This is a genomic window from Amycolatopsis sp. NPDC033938, assembly GCF_055575975.1.
The window spans coordinates 188,465-200,258 of the sequence record NZ_JBVIRO010000007.1 but is presented as its reverse complement, the minus strand read 5'-3'; the positions used below and the strand labels follow the sequence as shown (position 1 = coordinate 200,258).

Below are 11,794 nucleotides of genomic sequence, written 5' to 3'. Positions count from 1 at the left end.
ACCGCGTCTTCGCCGGTCTGGGCGCGTCGGTGCGGCGGGTGGTGAGTCCAATCAGGTCACTCTCAGGTAAATGTGGCAACGTGGGGTCGTGCGAATTCTGGTAGTCGAAGACGAAGAACCCCTCGCCGACGCGATCGCACGCGGCCTGCGGCGCGAGGGGATGGCGGTGGACATCGCGCTCACCGGGGACGACGGGCACGAGAAGGCCACCGTCACCCGGTACGACGTCGTGCTGCTCGACCGCGACCTGCCCGGCATGTCCGGTGACGACCTGTGCCGCGAGATCGTCGCGTCCGGCGAGCTGACCCGCGTGCTGATGCTCACCGCGAGCAGTTCCGTGTCGGACCGGGTCGACGGGCTTTCCCTCGGCGCCGACGACTATCTCGCCAAACCGTTCGCGTTCCCCGAACTCGTCGCGCGGGTGCGGGCGCTGGGCCGCCGGGCGACCCCGGCCGCGCCGCCGCTGCTGACCTCGGGCGACGTCGAACTGGACCCGGCGAGGCGGACCGTCCGCCGCGCGAGCGGGCCGGTCGAGCTGACCCGCAAGGAGTTCGGCGTGCTGGAGGTGCTGCTGTCGGCCGCCGGTTCGGTGGTCAGCAGCGAGGAACTCCTCGAACGCGTGTGGGACGAGAACGCCGATCCGTTCACCACCACCGTCCGGGTCACCGTGATGACGTTGCGGAAGAAACTCGGTGAGCCGGGGATCATCGAAACCGTCGTCGGCTCCGGGTACCGGGTGCCGGAGCAGGGGACCGCACGCGGGTGAACCTGTCCGGCGCCCGCAGCCTGCGCGCGCGGGTCACGCTGCTCGCGACCGGGCTGGTGGCTCTGGTCAGCCTCCTGTTGCTCTGGTTGACCTGGAACCTGGTCGGCGACGCGGTTTCCGCCGTTCCGCGACTGCCGCCGGGTACCACGGTGCGGGTCGACGGTATCGACGTCGACGCCTCCGCCGTCACCGAGCATCTGCGGGTGTACTCGCGGAACCGGGTGCTGCTGTTCGGCGGTGTCGCGTTCTGTTTCGTCGTGCTGGCGGCGGGGATCCTCGCGTGGACGTTCACCGCGCGGGTCCTGCGGCCGCTGCGGGAGATCACCGGCACGGCGAGGCGTCTCTCGATCGAGTCGATGGGGGAGCGGATCGGGGAGGTCCGCACCAAGGACGAACTCGCCGAACTGGCCGAGACCTTCGACGACATGCTCGACCGGTTGCAGGCCGCCTTCGACGCGCAACGGCACTTCGTCGCGAACGCCAGCCACGAACTGCGGACACCGCTCGCGGTCATCCGCACCGAACTCGACGTCACCCTGTCCGACGAAAACGCCGACGAAGCCGAACTGCGGCGGATGGCCGAGGTGGTCCGCGACGCGACCGAACGGGCCGAGCGGCTGGTCGGCTCGCTGTTGCTGCTCGCGCGCACGGACGGTGCGGGACTGGCGGCCAGGGAACCGGTCGATCTCGCGGTGATCGTCGCGAGTGCGTGGCGGGCGGTGCGGGCCGAAGCGGAGAAACGCGGTATCCGCACCGAATTCGCGACCCCGGGCGCGCCCACGTTCGGTGATCCCGCGCTCCTGGAACGGATCGCGGGGAACCTGCTGGAGAACGCCGTGCGGCACAACGTCGACGGCGGCTGGCTGGACGTCGTCACCCAGGCCGGTCCACAGTGGTCGGTGCTGCGGGTGCGTTCGTCCGGTGGTCTCCTCGATCCGGCAGCGGTACCCGAGCTGTTCGAACCGTTCCGTCGCGCGGGCGTCGCGCGGACCGCCCGGACCGGCGCCGGGCTGGGGCTCTCGATCGTGCGGGCCGCCGTCGACGCCCACGGTGGCACGGTGTCCGCGGAACCCGTGGTGGGCGGCGGCCTCTCGGTGACCGTCCACCTGCCCGCTCTGCCTTGACCCGTCGGCGGGGTTACGGTTCAAGGATGGTCCCCAGCATCAGGCTGAACAACGGAACGTCCCTGCCCCAGCTCGGATTCGGGGTGTACAAGATCGGCGACGACGAGGTCGTCGGTGCGGTCCGCATCGCCATCGAGGCCGGATACCGCGCCATCGACACGGCGACCCTGTACGCCAACGAGCGGGGTGTGGGCGAGGCCGTCCGCACCAGCGGGCTGCCGCGTGAGGAACTGTTCGTCACCACGAAACTCTGGAACACCGAGCACGGCTACGACTCGGCGTTGCGCGCCTTCGACACCAGCCTTCGTGAACTCGGTCTCGAGTATGTCGATCTGTACCTGATCCACTGGCCGCTGCCGTCGCGGGACAAGTACGTGGAAACGTGGCGGGCGCTGGAAAAGATCGCCTCCGACGGCCGGGCGAAGGCGATCGGCGTCTCGAACTTCCAGATCCCGCATCTGGAGCGGCTGATCGAGGAGACCGGGACGGTGCCGGCGGTGAACCAGATCGAGTGCCACCCGTGGCTGCAGCAGCCGCTGCTCCGGAACTTCCACGAGAAGCACGAGATCGTCACCGAGGCGTGGGGGCCGCTGGCGCGCGGCGGGGACCTGCTCACCGACGAGAAGATCACCACGATCGCGGAAAAGCACGGCAAGACACCGGCGCAGGTGGTCCTGCGCTGGCATATCGAGATGAACCACCTGGTGATCCCGAAGTCCGTGACGCCGCAACGGATCGCGGAGAACATGGACGTCTTCGACTTCGCGCTCGACGCGCACGACGGTGCCGCGATCGCGACCCTGGAGCAGGGGAAGCGGCTGGGACCGGACCCGGACACGCTTTCTTGAGCGCTCGCTCACCGCGTTCAGCGGTGAGCGAGCGCCAGCCCCGCCCGGAGGACCCCGGCCGCGTGCAGCAGGGCTTGCCGAGCCGACGGATCGACCCCCGCCCGGCTCGCGAATCCGTGCAGCTGCCCGGGATGCCGCCGGTGGATCACCGGGACACCGGCGTCGGCCAGTTTCCGGGCGTAGGCCTCCCCTTCGTCACGCAAGGGATCGAAACCGGACGTGGCGATGTAGGTGGGCGGCAGGCCCGCGACGTGTTCGTCGTACAGCACCGACGCGCGCGGGTCGCGGTAAAGCGTCTCGTCGGAGAGGTAGCGGTCGCGGTACCAAGCGCGTTCCTCGGTGTCGAGCCGGAACCCGAGGCCGAACAGTTCATGCGACGGATGCGTGCCGAACGCGTCGGTCGCCGGGTTCAACAGGAGGCTGAACACCGGCCGCGCGACCTCGCCGCGAGCGCCCGCGTGCGCGACGACGGCGGCGAGGTTGCCGCCGGAGCTGTCCCCGCCGACAGCGAGCCGTGCCGGGTCGATGCCGTAGCGGCCGGCGTTCGCGTGGACGTGGGCGAAGGCGGCGATACCGTCCTCGACGGCGGCGGGGAACGGGTGTTCCGGAGCGAGCCGGTAATCGACCGAGACCACCCGCGTCCCGGCCTCTTCGGCGAGGTAGCGGCACGCTCCCTCATGCGTTTCGATCCCGCCGAGCACGAAACCGCCGCCGTGGAAGAACACCAGCGCCGGACCCGGCGATGCGGCGCCCGCCGGTTCGTAGAGCCGGATCCGCACCGGCCCGGCGGGACCGGTGAAGACGTGATCGGACTGCCGGACGTCCCCGCCGATGCCGGCGCCTGCCAATTCCCCCGCCTGGTTCAGTTCGGCCCGCGCCCGCGCGACGCTCCCGTTGCGGTGCGGATAGTCGAACGGCGCCAATCTGGACATTTTGATCAATACCTGCGAACTGGTCGCCAGCCGCTGCCCGTCCAGGCGGACGGGGCGGCCGGCGACCAGACGCAGCAGCGGCTCCGGAAGACCGAGCAGGAACCGGAGGGCGGCCATGAGCGAACGCACGAGCAGTCTCCTGCTCAGTGAAAGCATGGGCGAACCCTACGCCTGACGGACGTCCACGAAGACCGGATTGCCGTAGAGCCACAGGTCCTCGAACGGGTTGGATCGCCCGATGACGTCGGCACTCGGCTCGATGCCGCCGGGCACATGCTCCCTGCCGTCCGTGCCGCGGGCCCGCACGAAGAACGACTCCCGCACGTTGCGGAAGGTGTGCCGGAAGGCGACCTGCCGTCCGGGCGCCCACCGCGGTTCGAAGGACTTCACCACCCGCGTGCCGGGAGCCGTCTGGGTGTCAGGGTCGGCTGCGGGGCCGGTGACCGGTCCCGTGATGAGGTCGAGCCGCGCGAGCCGGGGGATCGTGCCGCCGCCGTTCGGCCGGGCCGCGAGCCGCGCCGAGACCACGACCGTGACGTCGTCGCCGCGCCGGACGCGGAGCCTTCCGCCCATCGTGGCCGAGCTCCAGCCGCTGTACGCGCCGAACTCCAGTTCCTGTGCCAGACCGCCGTGGACCACCCAGACGCGGCCGGCGCGCAGCCCCTCCAGCACCCCTTCGTGGCTCTTGCGGGTCACGCCGACGACGGTCCGGCTGAACTCGGCTGGGGCGAAGTCCGCGTACGGGGGCAGAGTCTGCGGGACACCGGTGTCGATCGGGTCCGGATAGTTCCCGTGCTCGTCGTAGTACCCGTCGGGGACGCCGGGCCGCACGAACGTGTCGCCGCGGTTGTAGTGGGAGTCGGAGTTGCTGGTGATCCACCACGGCTTCCCCTCGGCGAGCAGGGAATCCCAGAGCCCGCCGACGGTCGCGGTGCTCCAGTCGAAGCCGCCGTAGGTGCGGTAGGCCGACTCCGGGAAGCCCGGCCACGAGTTCGAGCCGGGGGAGTTGCCGTACCCGCCGCGCGCGCCGCCGCCGCTCCCGAGCGGTTTCGGGAAACCGTCGGCCTGTGCGCCCGGCGCGCCTTCCATCCCGATGACGATGCCGGGCGCGGCGTCGCGCAGCGCGCGGATCTCGTGCGGTGCGATCCGGCCGTTGCGCAGCGGATGGTTGATCACCACCACCGGCGCGTGGATCCGCCGCGCGCGTTCTTCGGCCGCGAGCCAGCGGATCGCCGCGACGGCCAGTGCCTCGTTCGACGGCGTGCCGGGTTCGGTGCCGGTCAGGCGCCAGTCGAAGGCGCGCTCGAACTCACGCAGTTTCGCCGCCTGGTCCGCGCCGGCCTGGAAGAACAGCGTCGCGTGCTCGGCGCCCGGCACGTTCCACTCCATGCCCTGCCACAGCAGGAGGTCGGGGTGCTCGCGTTGCGCCGCCCTGACCGCGGCGTTCGTCCGCTCCACCGACGACTTCTCGTGCGCGGCGTGGCCGTGATCGGTGATCACCGCCCAGTCCGCGCCGTGACGGCGGGCGGCGTCGGCGATTCCGTCCACTGTGTACATCGCGTCGTAGGAATACTGGGTGTGGATGTGGTGATCGCCCACCAGCCACCGGTAGCGGTCCCGGCCGAAGAGCCGTCTGACGTCGATGTCGAGGTCCAGCTCGAGATCGAGGGCTTCGGCCGGGGCCGAGGCGGCGAGCGGCGCGCCCACGGCCGCCGCGGACACGAGCCCCGCCCGCTTGAGGAAACCGCGCCGGTCCACGCCGGGATTTTCGTTGTTCACCGGCGGCACGCTAAAGAGCTTCGCTGAACAGGTGGTGGCCGAACGGCCAACGGACGGCGCCGTGTGATGATCGTCCCTGTGGAAGAAGAGAGAAGCAGACCCAGAGCGTCGCACCGGTCGCTCTGGGTGCTCGGCGTCGGTGCCGTGCTGGTCGTCGCGGCCGTCACGACGGCCCTCGTGGTGCTCGGCGGGATCGGCGCCACGCCTGCCTCCCTGGTGGCCCAGGCCCGGGACACCGCGCCCGCCGCGCTCGGCAGGCGGGAACTCTGCGGGGTCCAGCTGGTCATGTACGTCGGAACAGACCAGGAGATGACCTCCGCCGCGGCAGGGCTCCGGGACGACCCGAAAGCGCGTCGCGTGCTGACCGAGACCAAGCAGCAGGCCTACGAACGGTTCAAGGAGATCTTCGCGAGCCAGCCGGAGCTGGTGAAGCAGACGACCCCGGAGGCCCTTCCCGCGGTCGTACACCTCTTACCCGTCGCCGGAACCGACCCCGAAGCATGGGCGAACGAGCTGCGGCAGCGATTCCCCAAGGCGCACAAGGTCGACGTCCTCGACCCCGCCCGGCTCGCCGCCCGGATGAACATCACGCCCCCGCCCTGCCCGCCGTCCGGGGAACGGTGAAAGCCCGGGATGGGCGGGGCCGGGCTCACCCGCACGACGATGTTCTTCATCGGGCACCCGCCACAAAATCGGCGAAATACGCGAAAAGCCACCGTCGGCGGAATATCGCCGACGGTGGCTTTCCGGCTGAGGTCAGGAGAGCGGAACGCTCGCCACGCCGGCGGCGAGGAACCGCTTGCCGTTGACCTTCTCGGACACTCCGGCCCGGTCCAGATACGGCGTGATGCCGCCGAGCCAGAACGGCCAGCCCGCACCGAGGATCAGGCACAGGTCGATGTCCTGCGCCTCGGCGACCACGCCCTCGTCGAGCATGATCCGGATCTCCTCGGCGATCGCGGCCAGCGCGCGGTCACGCACCTGCTCGGACGTCGACGGCGAGTCGCCGCGCTGCCAGAGTTCCGCGACCTCGGGATCGACGGTGGCGTTGCCCTGCGCGTCCCACTGCCAGACGCCCTTCTTGCCCGCCTTGACGAAGCGGTCGAGGTTCTCGCTGACGGTGAACCGGTCCGGGAACGCCTCGTGCAGGGTTTCCCCGACGTGCAGGGCGATCGCCGGGCCGACCAGCTGCATCAGCGTCAGCGGGGTCATCGGCAGGCCGAGCGGTTCGAGTGCCTTGTCCGCGACCTCGAACGGCGTGCCCTCGTCGACGGTCACCAGCACCTCGCCGAGGAACCGCAGCAGCAGCCGGTTGACCACGAACGCGGCCGCGTCCTTGACCAGCACGCTCGACTTCTTGAGCTGCTTGCCCAGCGCGAACGCCGTGGCCAGGGTGGCGTCGTCGGTCTTCTCCGCGCGGACGATCTCCAGCAGCGGCATCACCGCGACCGGGTTGAAGAAGTGGAACCCGACCACGCGCTCCGGGTGTTCGAGCTGCGAGGCCATCGCGGTGATCGACAGCGACGAGGTGTTCGTCGCCAGGATCGCCTCGGGGGAGACGTACTGCTCCAGATCGGCGAAGACCTTCTGCTTGACGCCCAGTTCCTCGAACACCGCTTCGATCACGAAGTCGGCGTCGGCGAAGGCGGACTTGTCGAGCGAGCCGGTGACGAGCGCCTTCAGCCGGTTCGCGCCGTCCGGCGAGACCCGCTTCTTGGCCAGCAGCTTGTCGATCTCACCGTGCACATAGGACACACCCTTGTCGACCCGCTCCTGGTCGACGTCGGTGAGCACCACCGGCACCTTGAGACGGCGGACGAACAGCAGCGCCATCTGGCTGGCCATCAGGCCCGCGCCGACGATGCCGACCTTGTTCACCTTGCGCGCCAAGGACTTGTCCGGCGCGCCGGCCGGCCGCTTCGCCCGCTTGTTGACCAGGTTGAACGAGTACAGCCCGGCGCGCAGCGTGTCGTCCATCAGCAACTCGGCGAGCCCGTCGGTCTCGGCCGCGTAGCCGCGGTCCAGATCGTTCTCGCGCGCCAGCTCCAGCAGCTCGACGGCCTTGGTCGCGCCGGGGGACGCGCCCTTCGTCCGGCCGTCCACAATGGACTTCGCGCGGGCGATCGCGGCGTCCCAGCCCGCGCCGCGGTCGATCTCGCGGCGGGCGGGGGTGATCTCGCCGTTGACGACCTTCGCCAGCCACAGCAGCGACTGCTCGAGGTAGTCGGCCGAACCGAAGACCTCGTCGACGATGCCGAGCTCCGCCGCCTGCGCGACCTTGAGCATCTTGTTCTGCGCCAGCGCGTTCTCGATGATCACGGTGACCGCGGCGTCCGGTCCGATGAGGTTCGGCAGCAGCTGCGTGCCGCCCCAGCCCGGGAACAGGCCGAGGAAGACCTCGGGGAACGCGATCGCGGCGGTGTTCTCCGACAGCGTGCGGTAGTGGCAGGAGAGCGCGAGTTCGAGCCCGCCGCCCATCACCGCGCCGTTGATGAACCCGAACGTCGGGATCTCGGTCTCGGTGAGACGACGGAACACGTCGTGCCCCGTCTGCGCGATCTCCCGCGCCAGCGCGGGATCCGCGACCGCTTCGACACCGGAAAGGTCGGCGCCCACGGCGAAGATGAACGGCTTCCCGGTGACCGCGATCGCGGCGGGCTCGGCCGCGAAGGCGGCGTCGATCGCGGCGTTGAGGCTCACCAGGCCCTGCGGGCCGAAGGTGTTCGGCCGGGTGTGGTCGTGGCCGTTGTCCAAGGTGATCAGCGCGACCGGCTTCTCAAGGCCGGGCACCTTCACCAGACGCGTGACCGCGTTCGTGACGACCTCGTCGGGGAAAGCGGCTTTCGCCTGCTCGGCGGTGAAAGTCATTACTTCGCCCCCTCGGAGCCGTTGTAGGCCGGGTTCTCCCAGATCACAGTGCCGCCCATGCCGATACCGATGCACATGGTGGTCAAGCCGTAGCGCACGTCGGGGCGCTCGGCGAACTGACGCGAAAGCTGCGTCATCAGCCGGACCCCGGAGGACGCGAGCGGGTGCCCGCAGGCGATCGCGCCACCCCACTGGTTGACGCGCGGGTCGTCGTCGGCGATGCCGAAGTGATCGAGGAACGCGAGCACCTGGACGGCGAACGCCTCGTTGATCTCGAACAGGCCGATGTCGTCGATCGACAGGCCGGTGCGCTTGAACAGCTTCTCGGTGGCGGGCACCGGGCCGATACCCATGACCTCCGGCTCGACGCCGGCGAAGGAGTAGCCGACGAGCCGCATGCCGATCGGCAGGCCGAGTTCACGGGCGGTGTCCTCGTCGGCCAGCAGCGCGGCGGTGGCGCCGTCGTTGAGGCCCGCCGCGTTACCCGCGGTGATCCGGCCGTGCGGCCGGAACGGCGTCTTCAGCCCGGCGAGCTGCTCGACCGTGGTGCCGGGGCGAGGCGGCTCGTCTTCGGTCGCCAGCCCCCAGCCCAGTTCCTTCGAACGCGTGGCGACCGGGACCAGCTCGGGGCCGATCTTGCCGGTCTTCACGGCCTCGGCGTACTTCTCCTGGCTGCGCGCGGCGTAGGCGTCGGTGCGCTGCTTGGTGATCTCGGGGAACCGGTCGTGCAGGTTCTCCGCGGTCTGGCCCATCACCAGTGCCGTCGGGTCGACGAGCTTGTCGGCGATGATGCGCGGGTTCGGGTCGACGCCCTCGCCCATCGGGTGGCGGCCCATATGCTCGACGCCACCGGCGATGGCGATGTCGTAGGCGCCGAAACCAATCCCGCTCGCGGTCGTGGTGACCGCCGTCATCGCGCCCGCGCACATGCGGTCCAGCGCGAAACCGGGCACCGACTTCGGCAGGCCCGCCAGCAGCGCGGCGGTGCGGCCGATGGTCAGGCCCTGGTCACCGATCTGGGTGGTGGCGGCGATCGCCACCTCGTCGACGCGCTCGGGCGGCAGCTCGGGATGCCGCCGCAGCAGTTCACGGATGGCGTTGACGACGAGGTCGTCGGCACGGGTGCCGGCGTACATGCCCTTTTCGCCTGCCTTGCCGAAGGGCGTTCGCACCCCTTCGACGAAGGCGACATTGCGTACCGACCGCGCGTTCGGCGCGAGCGGTGTTGCTCCTGCGGCCACGAATGCTCCTGAAGTAGAGGTAGTCCTGACCGCACCCTAGCCCCGGTTACCCGTCGGTAACCAGGATGGTGGCCCGGTCGAGTGGGGGAAGGCACACTCCCGGGGGCATTCCAGGGGCCGGTGTCGGCCGCTTGGCCGATCCGGCGACGGTCAAGAAGTTGCTATGTTCGAGGTGATCAGGGGGAGGGATCACGATGACATCGCCGGGTCCGGCCGTCACCCGTCGTGGGCTGCTGGGGATGGCGGTCTTCGTACCGCTGGCCGCGTGCACTCGAGGGGCCCCGCCTGCGAAGCCGTCCGTTCCCACACCGCCGCCTCCGCCGCCTTCGACCGCCCGGCAGTTCCATGACCGGTTGCTGGAGCTGGAGAAGAAGTTCGACGCCAGGCTCGGCGTGTACGCGCTCGACACCGAGGGCGGCGGCACGGTCGAACACCGGGCCGACGAGCGGTTCGCGTTCTGTTCGACGTTCAAAGGGGTCGCGGCCGCCGCCGTCCTGCAGCGCAATCCGTTGTCACACTTGGAAACCCGGGTCACCTATGCCCGGAGCGACCTGATGAAGCACGCGCCGGTCACCGGGCAGCACGTGGCCACCGGGATGACGATCCGTCAGCTGTGCGACGCCGCCGTCCGGTTCAGCGACGGGACGGCGGGCAACCTGCTGCTGCGTGATCTCGGCGGACCCGCTGAGCTGACGGCCTTCGCCCGCGGCCTCGGCGACACCGTCACACGGATGGACCGGCTCGAACCGGCGATCACCGAGGCCACCCCTGGCGATCCGCGCGACACCACGACACCCCGGGCGTTCGGTACCGACTATCAGAAGATCGTCCTTGGCGACGCGCTGACGGCCGACAAACGCGACTTCCTCCGCGATCTGCTCCAGCGCAACGTCACCGGCGCCCAGCGGATCCGGGCGGGCCTGCCGTCCGGCTGGACCGTGGCCGACAAGACCGGGACCGGTGACTACGGCACGATGAACGACTTCGCGATCGTGTGGCCCCCGGGCAAGGCGCCGATGGTCGTGGCGATCATGTCGAGCAAGGCGGCCAAGGACGCTCCGTACGACGAGGCGCTGCTCGCCGAGGCGACGAAGTACGTGGTCGAGGCGCTCGCTGTTTCGTGAGTGGTGGGAACATTCCCTGATCTTCCCCATTCGGACCACCTCGGCAAACCCGCACAAGCTCCACACCAGGTGGGTAAACAAAGACAAGTCCCTCAAGGAGGCCTTCACGGCGACGAGTGCTCAATTGCCGGTGGCGCTGGGGAGCAGGGCGGGGCAGCCGCCGGTGAGGTAGGCCGGGTCGTACTCGAAGTGCCACTTCTCGTTGTCGTAGCGGCGGCACCAACCCAGCGCGCCGCCGTTCTTGTCCACCCAGGACGCCGAATTCAGCGGCTGGATGTCGACGGCGATCCCCTTGACGTGCATGGACGTCTCCGGCTGCAACGCCCACTTCTTGGCCTGTTCCACCGAACCGAACCGCTGGACGGCCTTGTCGAACTCGCGTTGCTGCTGTGCCCGGCTGCGCTTGCCGTCGTTCACGCAGAGCGTGATGTTCTGGGCTTTGGCCTTGGCGCGCAGGGCTTTCCACGCGCCGACCACGTCCGGGCGCATACCGAAGGTCTCCTCGTCGACATAGCGTTTGTCGACGGCGCACGTCGGGCCGGTTTCGGGTCCCGGGACCTCTTCGAGGATCGCGAGCGGCTGACCGGTCACCGGTTTGACGGCGAACGGCAGACCGCCGGTGGCCCCCAGTGACACCATCGCGATCCCGACGAGTCCCAGCGCCACGAGCACGCTGATCGCGGTCCTGCGGCTGGCGGTGAATGTGGTGGACACCACTCCGAAGCTACCGCGCGACCGGCGGGCCGCCAGGGTTTGTGACCTTCTTCCCAGAACACCCCGGAAGGCCAACCAAATCGGAAAACGCCTGGTGAGCCTGGGTCACGTGAGTGGTAATGACGGTTTACGCGGCTGAGCACGCGAGTTATTCCTTCGCTCTGCCTCGCTCCTCGATAACAGGCATCAATACCGTCACCTAGCTTGCTAGCAATCTAGAGTGCTAGCATCAGCTCATGGGTGACGAGGAGGTCAAGCAGTTCAACGTGTACCTGCCGGTCGGGCTGATCAAGCAGGTCAAGTTCCGTGCCATCGAGTCGGGTTCGTCCCTGTCTGCGCTGGTCGCCGACGCCCTGCGCGCCTACCTCGATGAAGCCGACGAAGACAAGGAGAAGTGA

The 11,794-nt window shown here is 69.4% G+C and carries 11 protein-coding genes; 6 read left to right on the top strand and 5 right to left on the bottom strand.

Features of this window, described 5'->3' with window-relative positions:
- Positions 1-88 precede the first annotated feature (88 nt).
- From ACZ5ZX_RS20345 to ACZ5ZX_RS20335, 3 genes are read left to right on the top strand one after another with little or no spacing between them, the layout of a single operon-like run.
- On the top strand, positions 89-766 hold the full coding sequence (locus ACZ5ZX_RS20345) for a response regulator transcription factor (protein WP_465503548.1): 678 nt from the start codon (positions 89-91) through the stop codon (positions 764-766).
- Entirely contained in the window at positions 763-1,890 is a 1,128-nt protein-coding gene (locus tag ACZ5ZX_RS20340) for a sensor histidine kinase (RefSeq protein WP_465503547.1), read from the top strand. Before ACZ5ZX_RS20345 ends, ACZ5ZX_RS20340 begins: the two co-directional genes overlap by 4 nt.
- A 26-nt stretch (positions 1,891-1,916) precedes the next feature.
- Positions 1,917-2,738, top strand: a complete 822-nt coding sequence (locus ACZ5ZX_RS20335) for an aldo/keto reductase (RefSeq protein WP_465503546.1) — start codon at positions 1,917-1,919, stop codon at positions 2,736-2,738.
- A 17-nt stretch (positions 2,739-2,755) separates the two neighbouring features.
- On the opposite strand, the gene ACZ5ZX_RS20330 is transcribed toward ACZ5ZX_RS20335, so the two are convergent.
- Positions 2,756-3,826: an alpha/beta hydrolase gene (locus tag ACZ5ZX_RS20330; RefSeq protein ID WP_465503545.1), complete on the bottom strand. Its 1,071-nt coding sequence runs from the start codon at positions 3,824-3,826 to the stop codon at positions 2,756-2,758.
- Positions 3,827-3,835: 9 nt separating this feature from the next.
- Positions 3,836-5,449 (bottom strand): PHP domain-containing protein, encoded by a 1,614-nt coding sequence (locus ACZ5ZX_RS20325; RefSeq protein WP_465503544.1) that lies wholly within the window; start codon positions 5,447-5,449, stop codon positions 3,836-3,838.
- Positions 5,450-5,527: 78 nt separating this feature from the next.
- Here ACZ5ZX_RS20325 and ACZ5ZX_RS20320 point away from each other — a divergent pair, with 78 nt between their 5' ends.
- Positions 5,528-6,073: a permease-like cell division protein FtsX gene (locus tag ACZ5ZX_RS20320; protein ID WP_465503543.1), complete on the top strand. Its 546-nt coding sequence runs from the start codon at positions 5,528-5,530 to the stop codon at positions 6,071-6,073.
- Positions 6,074-6,205: 132 nt separating this feature from the next.
- Here ACZ5ZX_RS20320 and ACZ5ZX_RS20315 read toward each other — a convergent pair whose 3' ends face one another.
- Together ACZ5ZX_RS20315 and ACZ5ZX_RS20310 are read right to left on the bottom strand one after the other, a co-directional pair.
- Entirely contained in the window at positions 6,206-8,317 is a 2,112-nt protein-coding gene (locus ACZ5ZX_RS20315) for a 3-hydroxyacyl-CoA dehydrogenase NAD-binding domain-containing protein (RefSeq protein WP_465503542.1), read from the bottom strand.
- Positions 8,317-9,558, bottom strand: coding sequence for a thiolase family protein (locus tag ACZ5ZX_RS20310; RefSeq protein ID WP_061988715.1), 1,242 nt, complete (start codon positions 9,556-9,558; stop codon positions 8,317-8,319). The genes ACZ5ZX_RS20315 and ACZ5ZX_RS20310 overlap by 1 nt, the downstream gene beginning before the upstream one ends.
- A gap of 194 nt (positions 9,559-9,752) precedes the next feature.
- Between ACZ5ZX_RS20310 and bla the strand changes: the two genes are divergently transcribed.
- The gene (bla, locus tag ACZ5ZX_RS20305; RefSeq protein ID WP_465503541.1) at positions 9,753-10,682 is read left to right on the top strand and encodes a class A beta-lactamase; all 930 of its coding nucleotides are present in this window, start codon (positions 9,753-9,755) and stop codon (positions 10,680-10,682) included.
- Positions 10,683-10,802: 120 nt separating this feature from the next.
- Here the strand turns inward: bla and ACZ5ZX_RS20300 are convergent, their stop codons facing one another.
- Positions 10,803-11,399, bottom strand: coding sequence for a D-alanyl-D-alanine carboxypeptidase family protein (locus tag ACZ5ZX_RS20300; RefSeq protein ID WP_465503540.1), 597 nt, complete (start codon positions 11,397-11,399; stop codon positions 10,803-10,805).
- A 233-nt stretch (positions 11,400-11,632) separates the two neighbouring features.
- Here ACZ5ZX_RS20300 and ACZ5ZX_RS20295 point away from each other — a divergent pair, with 233 nt between their 5' ends.
- The gene (locus ACZ5ZX_RS20295; RefSeq protein ID WP_465503539.1) at positions 11,633-11,794 is read left to right on the top strand and encodes a CopG family transcriptional regulator; all 162 of its coding nucleotides are present in this window, start codon (positions 11,633-11,635) and stop codon (positions 11,792-11,794) included.

What these genes read in the sequence shown, in the direction of transcription:
- ACZ5ZX_RS20335 (WP_465503546.1), top strand. Translation starts at nt 1,917, where the DNA reads ATGGTCCCCAGCATCAGGCTGAACAACGGAACGTCCCTGCCCCAGCTC.
- ACZ5ZX_RS20330 (WP_465503545.1), bottom strand. Translation starts at nt 3,826, where the DNA reads ATGCTTTCACTGAGCAGGAGACTGCTCGTGCGTTCGCTCATGGCCGCC.
- ACZ5ZX_RS20315 (WP_465503542.1), bottom strand. Translation starts at nt 8,317, where the DNA reads ATGACTTTCACCGCCGAGCAGGCGAAAGCCGCTTTCCCCGACGAGGTC.
- bla (WP_465503541.1), top strand. Translation starts at nt 9,753, where the DNA reads ATGACATCGCCGGGTCCGGCCGTCACCCGTCGTGGGCTGCTGGGGATG.
- ACZ5ZX_RS20295 (WP_465503539.1), top strand. Translation starts at nt 11,633, where the DNA reads ATGGGTGACGAGGAGGTCAAGCAGTTCAACGTGTACCTGCCGGTCGGG.